Source organism: Gloeocapsopsis sp. IPPAS B-1203 (assembly GCF_002749975.1).
Lineage (GTDB): Bacteria > Cyanobacteriota > Cyanobacteriia > Cyanobacteriales > Chroococcidiopsidaceae > Gloeocapsopsis.
The window spans coordinates 136,884-161,248 of record NZ_PEIG01000014.1; the positions used below are offsets into that span (position 1 = coordinate 136,884).

Consider the following 24,365-nt stretch of genomic DNA (forward strand, 5'->3'; position numbering starts at 1 on the left):
TACGCAACCTAATTCATGACTAAAATGCCGCAATTCCTCCAGTAATTGGCAAGCATCGCTGATACCACTCAGGAGACGATCGCCGCATTACCACCAGCTCGATCAAGCAAAAAGCATTAGTAGTAGCTTCTGCGACGCATCGATAACCTCCGTCTGGGTTTTCCTAAGAAAAATTGCATAACGTTGCCTATGGTTCTATCTGTGGAACTTTCTGGGGTATCACTACTAATACTGCGTAATCCATGCAAGTCTAAAAAGCTAAATCCCACTTTAGAGAAAAAGGGAATTAAACAAAAGAGAAAAGTATCAACTGTTTGATTAAATACCCGAAATCCTGAAGGTCCCAAAATCCACACTAAGGGATAGCAAATCCACAACACGGTGAAATATGTCGTTAGGCGATCGTAAAAACTTGATAAATCGCCTCCTTGACTGCGCGTTTTAGCGCGTAATGGTCCCCAAATTCCCCACATCACAACCAAGAATGCAACAACACCGTTGATGTACCATAAATAGCGCACCCAAGGTATCACAGACAAATCAGCAACTAAGCCACACACAACAACAATGACCTGAGTCATCATCAATGCAGCAGGTAGCACCCAGTCTTTTTTTGGTAAACGATGCATCCCCGTCCAAGACAAAGCTAATAATAATAAAGGCGTAGTGACAACCCAGTCTAAATAACGTGCGTAGTGGGTTATTTGACCAGCAACAGCAATTTTTCCTTGCTCTAACTCTCCGTGTGGTAAAACCATTGAGAGATAAGCTAATCCTGACCAAATAGGAATAAACGCTGCAACTAAATACTCATACTTCGGTACACCACGCGGGTTTGTGCTTAGCGAAATAAAGTAAATTGCACCAACAGCCATTCCAACAATATAAAGCCAGTGAAATATAGCTTCTAAATCCATTGCTCCTCCAGAAAATTAATGAGGAAAATTGTATTAAAGTCAACAAAAAAAGTATTTTACAACAATATTTTGACAGTTAATACTCCTTATAAATAAGTGGATATTCTTGCTTTTTCATCTTCTATCTGAAGAAATAGAGTCATTTTTTTAGAATGCACATTGTATTCCTGGTTACATCAGCAAGTAGAAACATAGTAAGACCAGATTTTTTAGTCTTATGTACTTCTCTTCTCTTGCTGTCGGTTGGTACGAAGAATTTGCAAAAATTTGTTTAGGTTAAAACTTCGCGGATCTATTCGCGTACCTGACCGATCAACTGCCCGATGTGTTGTAATTCGATTATCTGGAACGCTACTTTGGGCTATTAACCAAGCAAGTGAACGATATTGTTCTTCTGTGTAACCACTATGTCTTCTTGCATTATTTCTACCACTTGGTGGAGTTTCTAGTGCTACATGATAAGCAAAGTTATTCACAGATGGCGGAAAATTTGCATGAGTTTTTACAGCTTCTGCTCCTGAAATACCATCAAAAATAGAATTTCCTGCACCAAAAGCTCGATATTCTGGTGGGACAAGATAAACAACTGTTCCATCTAGTTTAATTAATGCATGATAGCTTGCTTGCTGCCTTTCGTTGTAATGAGGTGTTTGGAAAAAATTAATTGTACTTGCGGCAGAACTGACTGTTTCATGTAAAACAACAATTGGTTGATTGGTAACAGGAACGCCATTAATGTCGGTAGTCAGTCTGACACCATAATTCGTTGGGTGTACCGGAACAACTTCATAATTTGGTTGATATACACTTTGGGAATTGCTGAATGATTGTGCTTCTATAGAAGTTACAATCGCTTGTGAATTGGCTGATTGACCCCATGAATTTACGGTTATGTTTGATATTGGTTTTGTTTTCGGTTGTGGTACGTGCCAAAAAACTAAACTAAAAGTAAAAAAGCAAACTAATATAGCACTAGTAAATGCGCTAATCCAAACTAAACGCCTCATGTTTTTAATTTAAAATTCACTTTAGTGATTTTTTTTAGCTTGAGGGCAATAATCTGCACAATTAATTGCCTCCTCTGTTAAAGCAATTTTAGGATTCACAGCACACCTTAAATAAGGATTGCTAGAAAAAAAGCGACAGTTGCTACAAGGAATCTTATTTAGTTGCTGTAGATTGATAACAACATAACTTTGTTTTCGTTTACGAAGCTTAGACAACATACTGAGAAAAATGACTCCACCAGTAAGTAAACCTAAGGAACCCCAAAAAGCACCTGTGTTAGGTATATTTACTTGATTTGGCGCTGCTGTATTCTGATTAATTTCTGTACGAGTCAGGTTGCTAAAATTTCTTTCTGCAAGCAAAGAGTTTTGGTTAAGCTTGTGCCCCTGCATACTATTTACCTCAAATTACAGTCACTTGTCAGGATTTTGAGCGCATTAAAATTTGTGTATCACACGTTTTTCTGGCAAGGCTCATACGGTAATACCAAGTTGAAATGCCATGTAAACTCGTATTCTTAAATCAACACCATTGAATAATTTCTGCTAACGATCAGTATTTGGAACAATTGTGACGAGAGAGTGACAGAAATTAAAAAGGCAGATTTTGTCATAAAACTATCTTTTTTAAGTAGTGCGATCGCAGAGTATAATTTTTGAACCTAAATAATTAAGTAACAGCCTCTCACTTAGCGAGCAACACAAATAATGTCCGCTCTACTGCCTATTTATATAGCCTCAAAGTAGCATCCGGATGTATTTAATCATGTTTACTACTGATGCTCGCCACAGTAACCTGAAATTAAGGCATAGTATTATTGAGATCCACAATCGTTTAGTTATTCAAAAATAGCTACAAAAATCTTTCAATCAGAGGAGTAAGGTTCGCTGTGAATTTCGGTCGATGGATTGGCTTAATTGTTCTGCTGATTTCTTTGTATATCCTTTGGCAGATTCGGCAGCTGCTTTTACTCTTACTTACGGCAGTTGTCATAGCAACAGCTTTGAATCGGTTGGTTTTACAACTACAAAGATTAAACGTCAAACGCGGTTGGGCAGTTTTAATTACTTTAACAAGTCTGTTGGCGCTTCTTACTGGCTTTTTCGTGCTCATTGTACCTGCATTTGTTGAACAATTTCAACAACTTATTGCTCTACTTCCTACAGGCTTGGTGCGAATTCAAACTTGGCTGAGTTGGTTAGAACTGCAGATCATTCAACGATTTCCTAATTTACCAGCTAACTTACCCGATATTAGTAGCTTAATTCAACAAATTCAGCCGATCGCTACTCAGTTATTAGGTCAATCTGTTAACTTTTTCTCAACTTCGATTACTGCACTACTACAGTTTCTCTTAGTCCTGGTGTTAACACTGATGTTGCTAGCACAGCCTCAGCCGTATCGCGAATCATTTATCCGACTTTTTCCTTCATTCTACCGCCGTCGAGTCGATGAGATTTTGACACGGTGTGATGTTGCATTGGGAAGTTGGGCGGTTGGTGCAGTCATTGAAGGAATATTTATTGCAGTCTTAAGTGGACTGGGGTTATGGATTATTGGCGTACCCTTAGCCTTAGCCCATGCAATGCTTGCTGGTTTATTGAACTTTATTCCTAATATTGGACCAACACTGAGTGCAGTATTTCCGATTGCGATCGCACTTCTTGATGCTCCTTGGAAATCAGTTGCGGTTCTCATACTATACATAGTTATTCAAAATATCGAAAGTTACTGGCTAACTCCATTAGTCATGGCACATCAAGTAGCTTTGTTACCAGCTATTACATTAACAGCACAGTTATTATTTGCAGGCTTTTTCGGTGCATTAGGATTATTGATGGCACTACCACTAACTGTTATTGCCAAAACATGGTTAGAGGAAGTCTTGTTTATAGATATTTTAGATAAATGGCGTCACCCCCAAGCTAAAGTGGTGCATGAGGAAGTCATTTATGATACTAATACAGATTACGATCCAGAAATTAGTGAGGAATGGAAAGAAGTCTAAGTTCAATGACTAACCATGCTCCTTTTGATCTGCTTGAAGTTGATTTAATTCAAATAAACTAATTATGACGCCGGCAATTGGTACTGATAGAAAAACACCAACTAAACCTGCAATTCTTGCACCTACTAGCAAAGCAAAAAACATTACAACTGGATTGACATTCAGCGATCCTTGCATGATCTTTGGCATGAGAACATTTTCTTCAACTTGTTGTAGTAAAACGCAACCTACCAAGACTTGAAGACTAAGAAAAATGCCTTGGGGTAATAAGATAATTGACACTAAAGCAACTCCGATTGTTGCACCAATACCAGGAATTAAGTCGAATACTCCGGCGATCGTCGCTAGTAGTAAAGCAAAGGGTGCTTGTAATAGTAGCAAAACAACGTAAACTGAGACACCAAAAAAGAGTGACAACAAGAAACGTCCCCAGAAAAAACCGAGAAAATTGTGTTGAATTGCCTGAGTTATTTTATCGCGCCAATGAGAGGGGAAAACTTGTAAAAGAAAATACCATAATCGCTTGCCATCAAGTAGCATAAACAAGACAATTACAGCAATAATAATTAAATCGACAATATTAGTAATAATGGCTTGTAATGTAGCAAAACCAAATCCTAATCCAGCTAAGGCTTGATTGCGAATTTGTTCTTCAATAGCCTCAAAATCTACTTGAAATTTAAATCGCTGTAGTGCTTGTTCTAGTTGTTCTATTGCAGGTAGAACGCTATTTAAAAGTTCTGGGGCTTGGTTAATAAGTTGTTCGCCTTGTGACAAAATTGCTAAACCGATTGTAAAAACTATCGCTAGTAGCAAAAAAATACTTAAGAGAAAGACAAGTATAACTGCTACGGTGTGAGGTAAGAAACTTTCTAGCCAACGTACAGGATAACTGAGAAGAAAAGCAAAGACAGCAGCAAAAATGAAAGTAACAATGACGTGTTCAAAATAAGCTAGGATTTGAGCAATTGCCCAGCCAAGTGCAATAAGTAATAAATACCGAACTAGCGTTGAATTATTTAGTCGGTTCCATAAAGGCTTGATCGGTGACTCACTCATAAATGGGGACTAGAATTATACAAAAAATTCTTTAATTCGTTGCAATAATTGCTACTATCTTCTCCCAATGAGGCTATGCCATGTACGCATACATTTACGGCGGAAATTAGTTAATAAACCAGGCGACGATCGCTTCTGGTTTGCTTGGGGTATATCTTCAGAAATAGGTATTGCATACTCTTCTGGTACAATTGGAGATCCATGTTGTTTGGCATAGACTTTGGTAAATTCTGCACCTAAAAATAAAATATGGGCAGCGTAGTAAATCCAGGTGATAATAATTAAAAAGGAGCCAGCAACACCATAAGCTGAAGCAAAATTTGTTTGACCTAAAAATAAACCAAAAAAGTACTGACCTAGCATGAATAATACTGTAGTGAAAATCGAGCCTACTAAGGCATCACGCCATCTTACCTTGGCATCAGGTAATACAGTATAAATCGCGGCAAATAAAACTGTAATCATACAAAAAGAGACGACAAAACTGAGAACTCGCCACCAATAGCCCTGCCCAGGTGTTAACTCATTTAAAACATCAACAACTGAAGCTAATACTGTGTTAGCAACAAAAGAAACAAGAAGTAAAAATGCAATTACTAGCACCATTGCAAACGACAATAATCGTTTACGCAGAAAGTGTGTAATATGCTTCCCTGGTACTGGTTTAACTTCCCATATTTTGTCAAGTGCATTTTGAATTTGGGTGAAAACTCCAGAAGCACCAAAGGCGAAAAAAGCTAAGTTAAAAATTAAGCGAAATGGTCCTCCTGTAGCATCTTGTCGCATATTAGCGATCGCTGTTGCAATCACCTCAGCACTTTCAGTTCCGACAATACCTTGAATTTGATCGACAAGTTGTTGCTTTGCTGTTGCTTCGCCATAAATTGCCCCTACCATCATAATGACAAGGATCATGAGTGGTACAAGCGAGAAAACTGTGTAGTAAGCTAAGGACGAAGCTAACAATGAAACTTGATTAAATTGCCACTCTGAAAATGTCTCCTTAAGTAGCTGCCATACATTCCTTGCATATTTCATGACAATTCAATTGTTTTGCTCCTTAGTTTTAATTTATACCTATCGGGGAAAATGTAACACAATAATTGAGATTTCTGGATGAGTGCGAGCAATGACTTCTGGTTCTGTTCCTAACATTCGCATACTTAGAATATCAGGGTGATTTCCTGAAGTTAGGATGAGTAAATCGTCAGGTTGTAGCATTTTGGCAACGCGGCTGACAAAATTACCCCGTACGTGCTCAATTGTTGCTTCGGTTTGTAGTTCTGGAGGAATTTTAGGTGCTTTGCGACGAGAATTTTTCGTGACGTGCAACACTTCTAGATTTGCTTTCAGTTCGTCAGCTAAGGTTTGTGCTAAAGCTATTGTTTTTTGCAACTTAGATGAGGCGAAGTCTAAATCAGTTAATGCGAGAATGACACGTTCAGTATTTCTAATGGGCTGGGTAAACCGTGCAACGAGTACAGGTACAGTTGCTTGACGGATAACATTGTCAATGACACTGCCAAAAAAATTATCGCGATAGCTAGAGTAACCTTTCCAACCGCAAACGATTAAATTGGCATCGCGTTCTTGTGCTGCTCTAAGAATTCCTTTCTCAATTGAATCATCAACGCGTCCAATTGTTTCGACTGACGTTACTGCTGCATGAGCAATTGTTTCGGCTTTAGCTAAAAGTTCTTGTTGCTGTATTCTTTTCTCGGCAGTTACCGCTCCATTACTGTCACTCAGAATATGTAAAGGTAGTAATGTACCATCACTATTTTTTGCCAAGATGATTGCAAGTTTCAAGAGATGATCTTCGGTACTAGGGTTAGCAACAGGAACTAGAATACGATCTGCTAACTTTTGTGCTGTCTCTGTTGTCGAAGTTACGGCATCGGGTTTCACACCTTTGCCCCAACGTGTTGTTATCCACGGAGAAGCAATACACGTTACTAAAATCATGGCGATCGTGCCATTTACTGTTAGCTGATCGACTAAATCAATCTCAAATGCAACTGTAATTGCGGCAAGAGTTGATGCAGCCTGTGCAACTGAAAGACCAAACATCAACATTACGTTAGGAAACTGCAATCCAATAATTTTACCTGTTCCCCATGCTGGTAAAAATTTAGCAACAATTGCTACAAAAGTCATCACTCCTGCTACTAATAAAGAGCGTGGTTCGCTAATTAAAATACTTGGATTAATTAGCATCCCAACAGAAATAAGAAAAAATGGGATGAATAAAGTATTTCCAATAAATTGAATGCGATTCATTAAAGGACTTAACTGAGGAATCAATTGAGTAATTGCAATTCCAGCTAAAAAAGCCCCAATAATTGGTTCAATTTCAATTAATTCAGCGACATAAGATACAATAAATAACGTAGCAACAACAAAGGTAAATTCTGCACTTTCATCGTGTCCAAACTTCCGAAAAAACCAACGACCAATTTTAGGAACTCCCCACAAAGTAGCAAAAGTATATATTGTTAAAGCTGGAATCAGAAATAACCAAAATCCTAAAGTAAGATTTCCTTGATGGGCGCGAACAACAACTGCTAAAACAAGCAATGCCAAAATGTTTGTGATTAATGTCCCTCCCAAAACTGTTGTTACAGCTTGGGTACGCATCACTCCCAACCGCATCGCGATGGGTAGCGCCAAGAGCGTGTGCGAAGCAAAACAAGAGGCTACTAAAATTGAGGCAAGTAAGCCATAACCTAGTAGCAACATACTACCAGTTCCCAAAAGCATAGGAATGATAAAAGTTGCTAATCCAAAAATAACTGCTTTATCAGCGTTGTACTTTAAATCATCCAGGCTTGTTTCTAAACCAGCCATGAACATCAAAAATAGCAATCCTACAGTACCAAGTAAAACGATTGTGCTATCACGCTCTAATAAACCAAAACCATAAGGACCTACTGCTAATCCTGCTAAAATTAGACCGACAATACCTGGTAGTTTGATCCGCTCGAATAATAGCGGCGCAACTAGCATAATTGCCATGATAATTAGAAATACAGGTACAGGATCGGTAATGGGACCAGCTAAAACTGATGGACGAAAAAACTCAACAAGCGATCGCCCTGTATTCTGCGTAGACAACCAACTCGCCTGCACAAATGTTAGAAAAGATACTTGATAGAAATTTATGACTTCCATTGCGCTTTGAGTGTAAAGATTGCTAATAGGTAAGGTATACATATCAATTTTTGTTCCTAAAAATATCTATATTTAGTTACTTTTTTTAATAAATAAAACCTGTAAATCAAGATATTTGATCGATTGAGCGCACAGTATAAAATATCCACAAGTTATTGGCTACAAGCACGGAGACATAATCTTTAATGATTTAAAAATTGTCATTTTTCCATCATATATATTGAATAAAGTAATAAAGATAACGGTTTTTACAAACAGGTAATGGCTTGCAGTGTAACTTTAATCCATCACCTAACTGCCAGAAACAGTGTCGGGGGGCAAATCACATGACGGCAACAGAAGAAAAACTGCTGGAACATCATTGGCATAATCTATCACCACAGGAAGTTGCTCAAAGTTTAGATAGCGATCCTAAAACTGGTTTATCCGCTGCTGAAGTGTCGCAAAGACAGCAGAAATATGGTTCAAATGAGTTAAAAGGTAAACCAGGGAAAAGCCCAATAATACGATTTTTGTTGCAATTTAATCAACCACTGCTGTATATCTTATTAGTTGCTGGTGCAATTAAGGCATTACTGGGATCGTGGACAAATGCTTGGGTGATTTGGGGTGTCACTGTCATCAATGCAATTATTGGCTATGTACAAGAATCGAAAGCTGAAAGTGCGATCGCAGCGCTGGCTTCCGCAGTAAAAACGGAAGCGACAGTATTGCGCGACGGGCAAAAAGTCAGGGTGTCTTCCACAGAGATTGTTCCTGGCGATATTGTATTGCTAGCTTCTGGAGATAAAGTTCCCGCAGATCTACGATTATTCGATATCCGCAACTTGCAAGTCAATGAATCAGCCTTAACGGGAGAATCGGTTGCGGTCGAAAAAAATACAAGACAAGTAGAAACTGATGCCCCCTTAGCCGAACGCACTAATATGGCGTATGCAGGTAGCTTTGTGACGTTTGGGACTGGTAGCGGTATTGTGATTGCGATCGGGCAAGATACAGAAACCGGACGCATTTCGCAGTTAATGGATCGCGGAACAAACTTAACAACACCTTTAACACGCAAGTTTGATCGCTTCAGCAAAACGCTGTTGTACATTATCTTGGGTGTTGCGGCTTTAACCGTGGCTGTAGGTATTGGTTACGGAAACTCCTTAATCGATATGTTTGAAGCTGCTGTTGCTTTGGCTGTGAGTGCTATTCCTGAAGGCTTACCTGCTGTTGTCACAATCACACTCGCAATTGGTGTATCGCGCATGGCACGTCGTCATGCGATTATTCGCAAACTACCTGCAGTGGAAACTCTTGGCGGTGCTACTGTTATTTGTTCTGATAAAACAGGAACACTCACCGAAAACCAAATGACGGTGCAAGCAATTTATGCCGGAGGACAACACTATCAAGTCACAGGTAGTGGGTATAATCCAGAAGGGCAAATTGTCGTTGCTGCAGATATACCTGATGGTGTTGATGCACACCAGATTGCAGATCTTAATTCAAATATAGCTTTATATGAGTGTTTAACCGCAGGCTTACTGTGTAATGACTCGCGCATAGAAGTCAAAGATGGACAAAACACTGTAATTGGCGATCCCACTGAAGGAGCTTTGATTATTGCTGCTAATAAAGCAGGGCTGAATGACTCTCACGCAGAAGCAATGCCCAGAGTGGATGTGATTCCTTTCGAGTCTGAATTTCAGTATATGGCAACGTTGCATGAGAAGGGGCGTGGACAACGGATAATTTATGTCAAGGGTTCAGTAGAAGCATTGCTACAGCGTTGCGAACAGATGTTGGATGCCCAAGGGGAACTGCAACCAGTAGATGCAGAGATCATTCAGCAGCAAGTTGATGCAATGGCGAACGAAGGATTGCGAGTGTTAGCTTTTGCTCAAAAAATATCAGCACAGCAGTCACTCGATCACGACGATATTGCCACAGGCTTAATCTTCCTGGGATTGCAGGGAATGATCGATCCGCCACGTCAAGAGGCAATTAGGGCAGTAAAAACGTGTCAGGAAGCAGGGATTCAAGTCAAAATGATCACCGGAGATCATGCTGTCACGGCACGAGCGATCGCACAACGTATGGGCTTTAATCACCATGAAGAAGTGATTGCCTATACCGGAAAACAACTTGCACAGATGGACGATCGCGAATTGGCTAATGCGGTAGAAAATGGTGCCGTGTTTGCCCGCGTTGCTCCAGAACAAAAACTTCGTTTAGTAGAAGCCTTACAATCTAAAGGTGAAATTGTCGCCATGACTGGCGATGGTGTGAACGATGCCCCTGCTTTAAAGCAAGCTGATATTGGCACGGCAATGGGCGGTGCAGGAACCGAAGTGGCTAAAGAAGCCGCCGACATGATTTTAACAGATGATAACTTCGCCTCGATTGAAGCCGCAGTTGAAGAAGGACGCACAGTTTATCGCAACTTGTTGAAAGCGATCGCGTTTATTCTCCCTGTCAATGGTGGTGAATCAATGACGATTTTAATTAGCGTGTTGCTAGCGCGAGTTCTGCCGATTCTCTCGTTACAAGTTCTGTGGTTAAACATGGTGAATTCAATTGCGATGACTGTACCCCTCGCTTTTGAACCCAAATCAGAAATTGTTATGCAGCAGGAACCGCGTAATCCAAACGAACCGCTGCTTTCTCGCAGACTACTGTATCGCATCATCCTAATTTCTGTATTCAACTGGATTCTGATTTTTGGGATGTTTGAATGGGTACTCCGCGATACTGGAAATGTTGATTTAGCTCGGACAATGGCGATTCAAGCGCTGGTTTCTGGTAGGATCTTTTATCTGCTGAGTTTGAGTCAACTGGGAACTGCGATCGCAACTCGACTTATTGGACGCCGCAGAGAATCATTTAGCGATGCTCGTGCTATTTTAATTGGAATTGTTGGTGCAGTCATTCTCCAAATTATTTTCAGTCAAGTGGGTTTCATGAATACATTATTCTCTACAGCACCACTCAACTGGAATCAATGGCTGATTTGTCTGCTTGTTGGTTTACCAATGATTCCCACTGCAATTATTGCTAATCGCATCGATCCAATCGAAAAGCCTTCTTCAAGAAAAAGATAGCAGCACCAAGGTCAACAAAATTAAATAATAAATAGGGTAGGCATCTTGTCTGCCCTTTACCATTCCAATTCAGCCGGCGCAACTTTGCGTTCGTTACGACGAATATTCAGAATTTGACCACTACGCATTGCGATCGCGCGATCGGCCATTCTCGAAATTCCCGCATTGTGGGTAATCACAATTGTCATTGTGCCTAATTCACGGTTAGCTTGTTCTAAGACTTCTAGTACCAGTTTGCCAGTTTGAAAGTCAAGCGCTCCTGTTGGTTCATCACATAATAATACCTCTGGACGTTTCGCAATAGCTCTTGCGATCGCCACTCGCTGTTGTTCGCCACCAGACATTTGCGAGGGAAAATGATGGATGCGATCGCTCAATCCAACTCGGAAGAGTGCTTCTTCTGGTTGCATTGGACGACGTGCCATGTCTGTCACTAGTGCCACATTTTCTCGCGCTGTGAGGCTAGGAATCAAATTGTAGAACTGAAAAATAAAACCAACGCAGTCTCGGCGAAAGCGGGTGAGTTCTGCATCGCTAGCGTTAGTCAAATTGCGATGATGAAAAACAATTTGCCCGCTTGAAGGAACATCTAATCCACCTAAGATATTTAATAATGTGGATTTACCGCTACCCGAAGGTCCTAAGACAACAACAAATTCACCTTCGTACAAATCAAGATCAACGGACTGTAACGCATAGACCTCCACTTCACCCATGCGGTACACCTTTGTGATGTCTTGCAAATGAAACCCAACATTGTTGGAGACAGCAGAGGTAGGTAACTGACCGTGTTGATTGTTCATGGTCAGAGGTAATTCTATGGTGATGCTTCAAGTTTAGGCGATCGCACCTGATCTTCACAAGATTCTCAAGTTTCCTTCCTAAAGTGGAACTCAGCAAATGAAATGTAGAGGCGACTGTTGTGATCAGCTACCAGGAAAAAATCATTGCACTTTGGACTGTTTTTTTACTAGGTACACTCTTTCATACTCAACTTGGTTTGATGCCACTGTTTCACGGTCAAGATATTGCGATCGCAGATATCCACAATAATCTGAATATTGCTTATATTCTCTGGGGAATGCTCGGCTTTTTTGTTTTACCCATGTTTGCAATTATAGTCATGGCATTCAATGACTCTAAACGTTATCGAGTTATTCATTTAAGTTTGACAATTTTTTATACCGTTCTGAACTTTTTACACGTTGTACTTGACTTAGAAGTTACACCAATTGCTTGGTATCAAATCGCATTAATGATTGTTTTATTTTTTATTGGTTTGTTACTTAATATAGTCTCATTGCAATGGCTAAGAGCATACAACTACCATAAAAAACTGGCTTAGTAGCTAATGAGGTAAAAATGCAACTGCAATCAATTCCTGTTCAAATTCCTGAAGGAAGTAATGTCATCTTAGGACAATCACACTTCATTAAAACAGTTGAAGATCTTTATGAAATCATGACTGAAAGTTCATCTCAGATCAAATTTGGTATTGCGTTTTGTGAGGCATCCGGACCATGTTTGATTCGTGCTGCTGGTAACGAACAAGCACTAAAAACTGCTGCGGTCAATAATGCCAAAGCGATCGCGGCTGGACATAGTTTTATTATTGTGATGCAAAATGCCTATCCAATTAGTGTTTTGAACGCAATTAAGCAATGTCCAGAAGTCTGTAATATCTACTGTGCTACTGGGAATCCTGTTGAAGCAATTGTGGCTGAAACAGATCAAGGAAGAGGAATTTTAGGTATTGTGGATGGTTCGGCACCGCAGGCTATTGAAACTGATGAAGATGTGAAAGTACGCCATCAATTTTTACGTCAAGTAGGCTACAAGCTTTAGTTGTAAATAATGAGGCACAAAGAGATTTGAGGTAGTTGTAGATGATATCACTGCCATTATCTAAACGATCCTCAAAGTTATTGATCTATCTCGGTATTGCGCTAGCAACAGCGATCGCCATTGTCTTATTACTACGTCCCACTCCTGTTGCAGTTGAGGTAGGGCGCGTTGAACAAGGCAAGTTGCAAGTCACAGTTAATGCAGAGGGAATGACACGAGTTCGCGATCGCTACATCCTTGCAGCAGAAGTCAATGGACACCTAGATCGGATTACTTTAAATGAGGGTGATGTTGTGGATGTAGGTGATGTTGTAGCGCGGATTGATTCCTTGCCACATACAACTGCTGTTCAAGAAGCTTTAGGGCGTTTAGCAGAATGGCGGGCACAACGTGCAGGAGTTGAAACCCAACGCCCCAAAACCGCAGCTTTAGCACAAGCACGCAGTCGCATTGCAACAACTCAGGCAAATCAGCGACAAATTGAAGCACGAGTTGCTCAAGCACAAGCTACTTTAGAGCAAGCCCAGCGCGATCGCCAACGGGCACAATACTTTGCCTCTACAGGTGTCATCTCACGTCAAGCGCGAGAACAAGCCGAATTAAACGAACAAACAAAACAAGAAGAACACAATGCCGCACTCCAAGCCGCACAAGCAGCGCGATCTGAAGTAGCTGTTGCCCAAAAAGCTCTTGCCTTACTACAAGCCGAGCAAAGCGATCCTGATTATCTTTTAGAAGTTTACAATGCTCGCATTGCTAGTGTCGAGGCGGAACTAGCACGATTGCAAGATGAAGCTCAGCGTACTGAGATGCGATCGCCAGTACGCGGTCAAGTGTTGCGAGTTTTGCAACGTAGCGCCCAAGTTGTTAACGACGGAACTCCACTTCTGGAACTAGGCGATCCAACAAAACTTGAACTTGTGGTAGATGTTCTTTCTAGTGATGCAGAACGAGTTGCTGTCGGAAATGCGATGCAAGTTACCTCTGGGACAACACAACTAGAAGGTCGAGTACGGCGCGTTGAACCTTCTGCTTTTACAAAAACATCTGCTTTGGGCGTAGAAGAACAGCGCGTGAATGTCATAGGTAGTCTTGACGCACCAAAAGTACTCGGCGATGGTTATCGAGTCGATGTGCAAATTGTAGTTTGGGAAAAACGCAATGTATTACAAGCACCGTTGAGTGCATTGTTTCGTTGCAATCAAGCTTGGTGTGTCTTTGTCGTTAATAATGGTAAAGCCGAACGACGTCCAGTTACAGTTGGGCAACGCAGTGATACTACCGTAGAAATTCAGCAAGGCTTAACTGCTGATGAACTATTAATCTTGCACCCCACAGAACAAATTGAGGATAATCGCTCTGTCACTATAAATGATTGAGTTCTTGTGCTATCCAACTACTCGCGGGTTTTGAGCACCGCAACTAAATCAAGTCGGTTCACCTGACGGCGAATGATTACTCCTGAAACGATCGCAGCGATCGCAATGACTCCCAAGGCAAAAGCATAGCTTGTTTTAGTGACAATTAAGGGAATTCGGTACAGTTCTGACTCAAAAGCTGCAGACAGAAATGCTGAGAAACCATATCCTAAAACAAATCCCCACGGAATCGCAAACAAAATAATCGCAGCTTGTTCGCCTAAGAGAATTACTGTGACTTGGACGCGAGAAAATCCCATAATTCGTAACGTTGCTAATTCGCGGCTGCGTTCTGATAAGGCAATTCTTGCCGAATTGTAGACAACTCCAAAAGCAATAATACACGCGAAAATGACTAGAACAGTGGTAAAAATGGCTCTACCGCCAGCAATTGTTTCTTGAAACTGAGCGATCGCGGCTTGACGAATTGAAATTCCTGTAACAGCGGGTGTTCGTTTTAATAGTGCGTAAAGTTGCTCAGTTTGGTTTGTATCAATCGCCAAGAATGCGCCAGAAATTGTTCCACCTTCTTGCATCAATCGATTTAACGCATGAATATCCATGTAAGCAGCAACACCAATCATCTCATCAACAAACCCGACTACTGGAACTGTGCGGATCGGGCGTTCTTCTTCTAAAACTTCAACTGTGAGTAGATCTCCTGAACCAATGTGTAAGATATCTGCTAAAACTTTAGTTAAAACGATACCATGAGGTGGTAAATTAACTGTATTGAGTTGTCGATCAATTAAGCGACGTAATTTTCCTGTTGGTTCTAACCCTGTGATTCCAATAGGGCGCGATCGATGCTCAAAGCGTAAGCGGGCTGCTACACTGCGAAACGGTTCGGAATACAAAACACCAGGTAAACGATTGACTTCGTAACGGACGCGAGCAGGACGTGGATGATTAAATACAATTGTGACATCCTCACGCTGCACCTGCCGAAATTGAATATCAATCATGTACTCAACAGCATCAATCAAGTAACGTCCCACCACTAACATTGCTAAAGCCAGTGCAATACCTAAAGCTGCAAACAAAGCTTGCACCGGTTTACGCTCAATATTCCGCGCAATCATGCGTCCTACAGGAGAAAGCCAAGTATGCAATCCCATGCGTTCGATGAACGTCAGGCGAAACACTGCAGGCGGTTCTAGGCGCATCGCCTCGGCGGGTGGTAGCAATACAGCACGTTGCACAGCAATAAATGCTCCAAAGAGTGCAGCCCCTCCACTAATGACAATTGCGCCAACAATCAATTCAATTCTTGCTTCGTAGCGTAGTACAGGAAAAGCATAAAACTGAGCATAAGTGCGTGTCACAGCATTTCCAAACCATACCCCAATTCCTGTGCCGAAAATAGCTCCCAGCAGTACGATCGCCAGCACAAACTTGAAGTAATGAATTCCAATTGTGCTGTTGCTATATCCAAACGCCTTGAGTACCGCAATTTGTTCGCGCTGGGTACTCACTAATCGTGATAGTGAGATATGCAACAGAAATGCTGCAATTCCTAAAAAGACAATCGGTACTACCGTAGCTGTTCCCTGCAGTTGAGTAATTTCATCGGCTAAAACTCGATGCGAAATTTGATCTTCTCTTCCATAAGCCCCTAAACCACCATAAGGTGCTAGCAAGTGATCGAGTTGAGAAATTATCTCGGCTTGACTTGCTTGGGGCATCAGCGACAGAGTAACATCATTAAATGCACCATCCATATTAAATGCAGTAGCTAACGCCTCGCGTCCTATCCATAACACGCCAAATCGCTCGTTGTCTGGAAACAAATTTCCTGCACCACGAATTTCATAAATATATTCAGGCGAAAGCGCAATACCAACAATCTGCAACGATTGCCAACGTCCATTGATAATGGCTCCTAGCATATCTCCTAATTGCAGTTGATTTGCATTAACAAAGGCTTCACTAACTAATACTTCATTGTTACGCCCTGCTTGAATGTATCGCCCTTGACGCAAATAAAGATCGTTAAGCATGACACTCGGCTGTTCAGGAATTGATACCAACCGTCCAATCGCTGGTTCATCGCGCTGTGGAATATCGAGTGTGACATCCATCACGACTCGTGTTTGTACTTGTGCTACCCCTGAAATAGCAGCAATTTGATTAACAAGTGACTCTGGCGCACGCTTCAGTTGTACGAATATATCTGCAAAGCGATATTGCTCATAATATGTCGCTTGCGATAGTTGCAGTGAATCATACGCACTTAACATCGAAACAAAGCTAGCAATACCACAAGCAACAACTAATGCGATCGCGATCGCTTGTCCTCGCCAATGCAAGAGATCTCGCCAGAGTTTTTGATTGAGAGGTGACATGGATGTCTACCTAATATCACGTTCGGTTAAAGGCTACTCACTCGTAGAGGAACAGAAAAAAGGTATAAGCTATGCAGTACTTCTTACATCTTTGCAAGGTTTGATGATAGAAAATACAACAAGTTATATATGTTAAAGAAATTCAAGTTATTGTCGCAGAAATATTACTACAATCCACCTCTTGAACGAATAATTTGCCCAGTAATCCATTGTGCTTGTGCCGAAGCTAGAAATAAAATAATATGTGCTGCATCTGCTGGAGTACCAACACGACCAAAAGGCGATCGCATTGCCAGTTGATCGCGAAATTCTGCACTCATCCAACCCGTATCTGTCGCGCCAGGATCGACTGCATTAACTGTAATACCTTTCTCTGCCAAACTAGCACTTAAACTGATTGTTAGTGCCTCAATGGCTCCTTTAGTAATTGCATAAGGGAGATTCTTTGGCATTGGTGCTATTTGACCAGAAGTTAGATTGATAATTCTACCGCCATCGCGTCCATCGTGACGCTGCGCAAATTCTTGACATAACAGTGTAGTTCCCCGTACATTCACTGCATAGTGTGTATCAAGTAAATCAGCAGATAGCGAGTAGATATCAACTTGTTCATCGTATGCTGCATTGTTCACTAAAATATCCACCGAACCCAGTAAATTTTCTACTTGTTCAAATAATTGTTTTGGTATCTCTGATTCAGCAAGATTCGCTTCCAATCCAGCAGCTTTTACTTGATAAGATTGCAGCATGGTAACAATTTCTTCTGCTTCTCGATCGCGACTTCCCCAAGGCATCAAAGCATCGTAAGGACGATAATAAGTTGTAAAAACATTCGCCCCAGCTTCAGCTAAAGCACGCGCGATCGCGAACCCAATACCTTGAATGCGACTCACTCCCGTCACTAAAGCCACCTTATTAGATAACCCATAGTCAATCATGTCATCTTATGTTTAATCAAAAGAAGTCTGACATCCAAGGTGAAGAACTAACAAAAATCTGTGTTGCTATTGATAAAGCTGTTTCTGTAGCTTCTAACCATCCTACAAGTTGCAATTGCTGTGGTGTAAATAATCCTGTGTATAGGGGAGATAATCCTCTGACATCGAGCTTTAATTCTCCTTTTCCTCCTCGTACTACTTCACTGCGTCCTTGTGCTACTTTTAAAATGAATTTGTCGTTGTTTTCTACAATCAAGTCATCGCGAACTTCCAAATGTAATTCGGTTACTAATCCTTGTGGATAACCGCGTTTCTCTAAAGCTTTCATAACATCTACAATTCGCACCATCCAATGCTCTAGGCTTGCTACTTTAGCAGTTTGTTCCGGCAAAAATAGCGTTAAAAAATTATTAGGAGAAGCCCTCCATCGTACTTTCTCAACTTGCGAGCGGTGATCGCTAATAAATGTCCAGAAACGCTGCACTGCGCCTGTAGTAAGCAAGACAAGATCGCGGATTGTAAGACAACTGCTATTATTGATTTCCTGTTGTTGAAACATTAAATACCCTTCAGGTTGATCTGCACCAATCAAATAAGCATAAGTAGATGATTCTGTTTTCTCTTGCCAAATCGACTGATGGCGTTGCAAATATCCATTTGTTGATTTTGCTTGTTGCTGATGCAGATTATAGAATTCATGACAATCGAGATTTACAGCTTGCATTGGTAGTGTGCGATTGCGCATCATGATACTTTGCGTGGGCATTTCCCAAGTGCAAAGGCTTCCTCCTTGTTCGTATCCGGCTTGGCGATACAATTGTTGTGTCGCTGCATACAAAGTAGAAAGTGGTATACCCTGCTTGTAAAGTTCTCGAATCGTTTGTTGCATGAGTTCTAGTGCTGCACCAGAACCGCGATATTCTGGGGCTATACCGACTGCTGCAATTCCTCCCATGGGGACACACTCACCCCCAAACCATTGTCCTTGCGGAAGAATGGCTAAACCACCGATCATTTGATTTGAATTGCTGATGCTGCGGAAGTTTTCTCTACCAATACGTTGAAAGTAAGTCTTGATGCTGTCGGGTGGAGAGTTGAAGCACTGCTGTAAGATTTTTCCTAGTCGTTGCTCGTCTTCAGCATTAGAGATGATGTCATATTCAAACTGAGACGTCATGACAATGTACTCGTTGTACTACAAATATAAATATATATGTATTACAAATATGAGGCAAGCGATCGCGCTTGATTAATCCATACTTGCATTTCACTTCGAGAAGGACACAAATCGCGACGTTGAGTTGTAGCGACTTGCAATCGCAAAATCTGTTGATGTAACCGATGCAGTGGAGTTTGCGCAAGTTGTCCAACAGATATAATTCCTACATGTAGTAGTACGCCGCAATGTTGACAGCCAACACTGGGAATCCGCGCTAAATCTGCTAAAGCCACCCATTTGTTGACAGTTTCAGTTCTCACTCGCAACTGTGTTGCTAAAGCTTGTCGTTGAGCAGAAGTTCGGCATTGTTGTAGTAGTTGCAGTGTTTTAGAGACGCCCAACTGTGTAAGTTGTGCTTGTTCTTGGGAGTTTAATCCTGGTAATTCACTGATTTGCCAATTCTTTGAAAGAATTTTAGTCTGAGTAGAGCGATTTACTTTTTGCATATTTTAGAAGTAAGATTAAGTACGTGGGTAAACATGAATATAACGAAGGGCTGGTAACTGGTCATTAAATAGCTATTGGCTATTAGAAATTTGATGGGCATGACTCGCTACCTACTTTTGCTGAAGCTAAACATTGTTTCATCATCAGATCTTCCAAATTACCGCTAAAACAAGCGCGAAAATATTCAGCGTATAACTTGCAGCTGAGTATTGCTCGATCGCCTTGCAAATTTATTAATCCCATACTTTGCAACTTAAATGCCTGCACCAAATCTATCTCCACTGGCGACGGTGCAGCCAGAATCCGACCGAAAGCTGCTGCCAACTCTGGATGCCGTTGTAGATGCCACAATTTCTGTTGCAAGTGGTCGCGATAAATTTCAGCTGAGGCAAGGGATGTTTGCAACAACTGCTCTAAGGTGACATCGTGATGCCAAATGTGATACAAAGCCAACTGCACCAAATAAGGATGCCCGCCTACCTGGACTATCAGTTGCTCCGCTTCTCTCAACGACCAATCCAGTCTATACCGCAATGCTAAATCCTGCACCTGAGAGCTAGTGAACGCTCGCAACTCAATCGGCAAGCCGACATTAAACGGCGATTTATTCACGTTCAACGGAATATAAACTTTTGTTGAATGCGCCACGACTAACCGGAGTCTTTTCCAAATCTCCTGATTCTTGGCTTCCTCATGCCAAGTTCGCAACATACCAAAAAACTCGTCAGCTATATCGGGATATTGAAACAGTCGGTCAACGTCATCTAACCCTAGCACTAAAGGCTGTCCTGTTTCAGCCAACAGATACCGCTCAAAGTACATTTTGCAACTGACTTTACTGCCAAACAAATCGTCCCAATAGTCTGCTAAACGATTAGGCATTTGCACGCTCAAACCAACGCTGGCACAAAACCACTGCAAAAATTTATCTAAGTTTTGGAAAATCGCTTTATCTGCTAGCTGAAAGTTGAGAAGCACGGTTCGATAGCTTTGCTCGGCGGCTTGATGGAGAATCCACGCCATCAACGAGGTTTTTCCCATCCGTCTGGGGGCTTCGATCCGCAGCAGTGCTCCTGGTTGCATGATTGTCTTGTAACAGTCAGCCCTAAGCAGTGGTTGCTCGACATAGAAAGCGGAATTCACAGGCATGGGACCGCCTGGAAATTCTGGATCTACGTTTTGATTTGATTGTGTAGCATTTACTACCTCTTCAATTTGCAAGTCTGGCTGGAAATAATCGCCTGGCTCTAGAGAAAGATTAAAAGCCTTAAAGCAGCACTTCAGAGTTTGCTTATCGACCCCAGCTTCGCATTTAAATACCTTCATTAGGGTGTCTGCAGACAAGCCTGTTTGCTCGTTCAGAGCTTCGAGGGTATAACGGTTGCCGGAGTTTTGCCAAATTTCCGCCTGAGATTTAGCTGCCTGAAGCTTCTGAAATCCCTGAGGTGATAAGATTACACCCCTCCTCCGCCTGTATTGTTGTCCATTCATCTGCGTCGGAACTCCTTGGTTCTAGTTGGACGCGATCAAGACTTGCTTTTATTTACCCTCAGCGCAGTTGCCTTCTATCAAAGTTACTTTGGTGCTGAATTGTAGTTCATCTTTCAGTTTTCTCAACAATGCCATCAGTTGATCGCAATCTAAATTTCTGCCTCAGTAAGCAGGATTGCAGTTTCACTGCCAACTCTACATATGTTTGCTTCTGTGTTAAGCTTCATCTCGATCGTATAATTCTATACAATTGGATTGGGTCGATAGCTTTTGACTGTACCGACACCACCAGTAAAGGACACCATCTGCTCTTTACTAAACTTAGGTATCGCATTTAGGATCGTTAGTTCAAACAATCTTTCTGTACTGTCTTTGGCGATCGCGTAATACCTACTTTCGAGTATACCATCTGCATACAATCCTATATAAATTAGTTTAATTCGCCGTTAAACTTGACCTGAACCTGGTCAATTATTTCAGAGAAAGAATTGTTTTGTTTCGAGTTAGATTCTCTCTGTTGCTATTAGCAATAAAACGATACATCTTCATCGCATTCATCTGCCAGGTAGATTAAGCATCTGAAGCGAAGGCGAATCAAATGAAGTGACTCCACGCTGCAATCTCTATTGTCAGTGCGATTGCGATCGCATTGTATCTAGTTAACTTATCTCTGCTAAAGAATATAGTCGCCTTCCGCAAATAAGCCTTTTCCGATTTTAAGCAAATTTACTGCTGCAAGTAGTTCAATCTTACAACGCCTGAAACCTTTGCTCGTGCTGATTTTAGGGAATTGATAACCAGAAATCCTTAAATTTGTTCTTAAGAGCCTAAACTTTGGTTGTTGAAACTGGAATTGAGAACGGAAGATAGATTTAGTTTTTCAGCAGACACCAGACAGATACAAGTAACCCCCAATTTGGGGATGATCTTACATTAGCAAGCACCATACATCTCCTACATCTAGTTCTTCACCGCAGATAATATAGCAATTTTGATAGTTCATCGACTTGTTGGAGTAGGCTTTGCTCATTCCAGCAAGACATTAAAAATTTATACAAAACTATGGAAAGCGCTCTTTGCTCTCTGGAACTGTCTTTCGGGATTCCTACTTAAAAATTGGCATGTGAGCAGGCTTTTGGTTTATTCACACATCAAACGAGAGAAATAAATATGGCTACTATTACGGGTACTTCAGATAATGACAATCTCATTGGCACAACAGACGATGATGGAATGTTCGGCTTGGATGGCAACGATACCCTCGATGGTGGGGATGGCAACGATACCCTCGATGGTGGCATTGGCAGCGATACTCTCGACGGCGGCAGGGACAACGATACCCTCGTTGCTGATTACAGCCATGCCACCAAAGCCATTACCTTGACTTTTGCGTCTAATATTAGAGACAGCTCAATAAATGGCACGATCACCGCAGAAACAGAGGTTTTCATTGGTCTTGGCAGAGACACGAAAGTCACAGTGCTTGAAACGGATACCTTCCGCAACATTGAGGTGCTAAACCTAACTGGGAGTAATTTCAATGACGAACTCTACGGTAGCAAGGGCAACGATACCCTCAATGGCGGGTCTGGTAATGACATCCTTCATGGTGGAGAGGGCAACGATATCCTCAGTGGTGGTATTGGGAGCGATACTCTCGATGGCTGGGAGGGCAACGATACCCTCATTGCTGATTACAGCAATGCTACCAAAGCCATTACCTTGACTTTTGAGTCTGAGACTAAAGAAGGCGCGATAAATGGCACGATCGCCGCAGAGACAGAGGTTTTCGATGCTGCCAGAGACAGGAAAATTATAGTGTCTGAAACAGATACCTTCCGCAACATTGAGATGTTAAACCTGACCGGAAGTAATTTCAATGACAAACTTTACGGTAGCAAGGGCAACGATACCCTCAATGGTGGGGCTGGTAATGACTTTCTCCATGGTAGGGAGGGCAACGCTACCCTCAATGGTGGAGCTGGTGATGACATCCTCCATGGCTGGGAGGGCAACGATATCCTCAATGGTGGCATCGGGAGCGATAGTCTCAATGGCTGGGAGGGCAACGATACCCTCATTGCTGATTACAGCCATGCCACCAAAGCCATTACCTTGACTTTTGAGTCTGAAACTAAAGACGGCACGATAAATGGCACGATCAAGACGGCGACAGAGGTTTTCATTGGTCCTACCAGAGACAAGAAAGTCACAGTGGTTGAAACGGATACCTTCCGCGACATTGAGGTGTTAAACCTGACCGGAAGTAATTTCAATGACAAACTCTACGGGAGCAAGGGCAGCGATACCTTCAATAGTGGGGCTGGTGATGACATCCTCGATGGTAAGGCTGGTGATGACATCCTCGATGGTGGTATTGGGAGCGATACTCTCGATGGCTGGGAGGGCTACGATACCCTTGTTGCTGATTACAGCCATGCTACTAAGACCGTTACCGTGACTTTAAATACTGACTATAGCACGATCAAGACAGCGGCAGAGGTTTTCGATCCTAACATGCAAAGGAAAGTCACAGTGTCTGAAACAGATACCTTCCGCAACATTGAGGTGCTAAACCTGACTGGGAGTAATTTCAATGACCGCTTGGTTGGTGGAAATGGCAATGACCGCTTGGTTGGTGGAAATGGCAATGATATTCTTACTAGTGGGGAGGGCAATAACGAACTCTACGGCGTAACTCCTTTCAGTGAAAGCACGGGAGTAGGCACGATCGATACTCTAACGGGTGGGCGGGATAACGATCGCTTTTTCCTTGCCGACACCTTGACCACTTATTACAACGACAGTGACAACTCAACTCAAGGGTTGAGGGATTATGCATTAATTACCGATTTCACTTTAGCTGACTTCATCTACCTCAAGGGGACACCTGAGAACTACGTCTTGGGTTCATCTCCAATTGCTGGGGTTGCTGGGAGAGGAATCTATCTGAACACCGACAGGGAAGCTGGTGTAGGCGCGACGGATGAGCTGATTGCCATTGTCGAAAGCTCAACTAGGCTTAATCTGTTAGCTGACTACTTCGTATATATCTAGTAGGGAGTGTGAAATTACGATACTAAGGCGCGAACACAATTCGGTGGTGCCAGAAGGCAGTGTGGGATTGGTAAAATCCAAGATAACTAAGTTCTTCATCCGGCAATGGAAGGTCTATTCTGTAGCATTGGTGGCAGAACAAGTTTGACAAATTATGGGAACACAAGCAGGACACAGTGCGGTTAGTTGTCAGCTATTTTAACTGGATTTGGCAGCACTCTAAGTTAGAGGATGTTTGAGAAGTAGCAAATTATGCCAATCTATGCAGAAGTATACGTAGAGACGTAGAGTAGATGAAAGCTTCGGATGTCTCCGGTAAACACTCATAATCCTTGCTGAGTCGCCGATATCGT

At 41.8% G+C, this 24,365-nt stretch carries 19 protein-coding genes and 2 pseudogenes; 7 read left to right on the top strand and 14 right to left on the bottom strand.

Features of this window, described 5'->3' with window-relative positions; genetic code table 11:
* Window positions 1-116: 116 nt before the first annotated feature.
* From CSQ79_RS21495 to CSQ79_RS21505, 3 genes are all read right to left on the bottom strand, one after another.
* A complete protein-coding gene (locus CSQ79_RS21495) occupies window positions 117-917 on the bottom strand; it encodes a bacteriorhodopsin (RefSeq protein WP_099703164.1) in 801 nt (266 codons plus the stop codon).
* A 215-nt stretch (window positions 918-1,132) separates the two neighbouring features.
* Window positions 1,133-1,924, bottom strand: a complete 792-nt coding sequence (locus CSQ79_RS21500) for a peptidoglycan recognition protein family protein (RefSeq protein ID WP_099703165.1) — start codon at window positions 1,922-1,924, stop codon at window positions 1,133-1,135.
* Window positions 1,925-1,945: 21 nt separating this feature from the next.
* Entirely contained in the window at window positions 1,946-2,317 is a 372-nt protein-coding gene (locus CSQ79_RS21505; RefSeq protein ID WP_099703166.1) for a hypothetical protein, read from the bottom strand.
* Window positions 2,318-2,814: 497 nt separating this feature from the next.
* Between CSQ79_RS21505 and CSQ79_RS21510 the strand changes: the two genes are divergently transcribed.
* Window positions 2,815-3,933, top strand: coding sequence for an AI-2E family transporter (locus CSQ79_RS21510; RefSeq protein WP_099703167.1), 1,119 nt, complete (start codon window positions 2,815-2,817; stop codon window positions 3,931-3,933).
* 9 nt (window positions 3,934-3,942) lie between these two features.
* Here the strand turns inward: CSQ79_RS21510 and CSQ79_RS21515 are convergent, their stop codons facing one another.
* From CSQ79_RS21515 to CSQ79_RS21525, 3 genes are read right to left on the bottom strand one after another with little or no spacing between them, the layout of a single operon-like run.
* On the bottom strand, window positions 3,943-4,992 hold the full coding sequence (locus CSQ79_RS21515; RefSeq protein WP_099703168.1) for an AI-2E family transporter: 1,050 nt from the start codon (window positions 4,990-4,992) through the stop codon (window positions 3,943-3,945).
* A gap of 54 nt (window positions 4,993-5,046) precedes the next feature.
* Window positions 5,047-6,030 (bottom strand): YihY/virulence factor BrkB family protein, encoded by a 984-nt coding sequence (locus CSQ79_RS21520; RefSeq protein WP_099703169.1) that lies wholly within the window; start codon window positions 6,028-6,030, stop codon window positions 5,047-5,049.
* A 39-nt stretch (window positions 6,031-6,069) separates the two neighbouring features.
* Complete coding sequence (locus tag CSQ79_RS21525; protein WP_099703170.1) at window positions 6,070-8,205, bottom strand: cation:proton antiporter domain-containing protein; 2,136 nt, start codon at window positions 8,203-8,205, stop codon at window positions 6,070-6,072.
* Between the two features lie 284 nt (window positions 8,206-8,489).
* Here CSQ79_RS21525 and CSQ79_RS21530 point away from each other — a divergent pair, with 284 nt between their 5' ends.
* Window positions 8,490-11,252: a cation-translocating P-type ATPase gene (locus CSQ79_RS21530; protein ID WP_099703171.1), complete on the top strand. Its 2,763-nt coding sequence runs from the start codon at window positions 8,490-8,492 to the stop codon at window positions 11,250-11,252.
* A gap of 56 nt (window positions 11,253-11,308) precedes the next feature.
* On the opposite strand, the gene CSQ79_RS21535 is transcribed toward CSQ79_RS21530, so the two are convergent.
* Complete coding sequence (locus CSQ79_RS21535) at window positions 11,309-12,055, bottom strand: ABC transporter ATP-binding protein (RefSeq protein WP_099703172.1); 747 nt, start codon at window positions 12,053-12,055, stop codon at window positions 11,309-11,311.
* A gap of 119 nt (window positions 12,056-12,174) precedes the next feature.
* On the opposite strand from CSQ79_RS21535, the gene CSQ79_RS21540 reads away from it, so the two are divergent.
* The 3 genes from CSQ79_RS21540 to CSQ79_RS21550 are packed head-to-tail and all read left to right on the top strand — an operon-like array spanning window position 12,175 to window position 14,476.
* Window positions 12,175-12,597 carry a hypothetical protein gene (locus CSQ79_RS21540; protein ID WP_289501403.1) on the top strand — a complete coding sequence of 141 codons (423 nt, stop codon included), beginning with the start codon at window positions 12,175-12,177 and terminating at the stop codon, window positions 12,595-12,597.
* A gap of 17 nt (window positions 12,598-12,614) precedes the next feature.
* Complete coding sequence (locus CSQ79_RS21545; protein ID WP_099703173.1) at window positions 12,615-13,097, top strand: adenosine-specific kinase; 483 nt, start codon at window positions 12,615-12,617, stop codon at window positions 13,095-13,097.
* A gap of 41 nt (window positions 13,098-13,138) precedes the next feature.
* Window positions 13,139-14,476 (top strand): efflux RND transporter periplasmic adaptor subunit, encoded by a 1,338-nt coding sequence (locus tag CSQ79_RS21550; protein ID WP_099703174.1) that lies wholly within the window; start codon window positions 13,139-13,141, stop codon window positions 14,474-14,476.
* 17 nt (window positions 14,477-14,493) lie between these two features.
* On the opposite strand, the gene CSQ79_RS21555 is transcribed toward CSQ79_RS21550, so the two are convergent.
* The 6 genes from CSQ79_RS21555 to CSQ79_RS28690 all read right to left on the bottom strand — a co-directional run bounded on the left by CSQ79_RS21555 (window position 14,494) and on the right by CSQ79_RS28690 (window position 21,568).
* The gene (locus CSQ79_RS21555) at window positions 14,494-16,860 is read right to left on the bottom strand and encodes an ABC transporter permease (RefSeq protein WP_099703175.1); all 2,367 of its coding nucleotides are present in this window, start codon (window positions 16,858-16,860) and stop codon (window positions 14,494-14,496) included.
* Between the two features lie 167 nt (window positions 16,861-17,027).
* Window positions 17,028-17,798 carry an SDR family oxidoreductase gene (locus tag CSQ79_RS21560; RefSeq protein WP_099703176.1) on the bottom strand — a complete coding sequence of 257 codons (771 nt, stop codon included), beginning with the start codon at window positions 17,796-17,798 and terminating at the stop codon, window positions 17,028-17,030.
* Between the two features lie 16 nt (window positions 17,799-17,814).
* A complete protein-coding gene (locus tag CSQ79_RS21565; RefSeq protein ID WP_099703177.1) occupies window positions 17,815-18,975 on the bottom strand; it encodes a GNAT family N-acetyltransferase in 1,161 nt (386 codons plus the stop codon).
* 41 nt (window positions 18,976-19,016) lie between these two features.
* On the bottom strand, window positions 19,017-19,463 hold the full coding sequence (locus CSQ79_RS21570) for a DUF4332 domain-containing protein (protein ID WP_099703178.1): 447 nt from the start codon (window positions 19,461-19,463) through the stop codon (window positions 19,017-19,019).
* A gap of 82 nt (window positions 19,464-19,545) precedes the next feature.
* Complete coding sequence (locus CSQ79_RS21575) at window positions 19,546-20,955, bottom strand: AAA-like domain-containing protein (protein ID WP_099703179.1); 1,410 nt, start codon at window positions 20,953-20,955, stop codon at window positions 19,546-19,548.
* 523 nt (window positions 20,956-21,478) lie between these two features.
* Entirely contained in the window at window positions 21,479-21,568 is a 90-nt protein-coding gene (locus CSQ79_RS28690) for a Mo-dependent nitrogenase C-terminal domain-containing protein (RefSeq protein WP_354000921.1), read from the bottom strand.
* A gap of 557 nt (window positions 21,569-22,125) precedes the next feature.
* On the opposite strand from CSQ79_RS28690, the gene CSQ79_RS21585 reads away from it, so the two are divergent.
* Both CSQ79_RS21585 and CSQ79_RS29030 read left to right on the top strand, forming a co-directional pair.
* Window positions 22,126-24,012, top strand: coding sequence for a calcium-binding protein (locus tag CSQ79_RS21585; RefSeq protein ID WP_143755487.1), 1,887 nt, complete (start codon window positions 22,126-22,128; stop codon window positions 24,010-24,012).
* A gap of 125 nt (window positions 24,013-24,137) precedes the next feature.
* A pseudogene (locus CSQ79_RS29030) lies at window positions 24,138-24,242 on the top strand (IS1 family transposase); the annotation flags it as partial.
* Window positions 24,243-24,262: 20 nt separating this feature from the next.
* Here the strand turns inward: CSQ79_RS29030 and CSQ79_RS21590 are convergent.
* Window positions 24,263-24,365, bottom strand: a pseudogene (locus CSQ79_RS21590) (IS5/IS1182 family transposase); the annotation flags it as partial.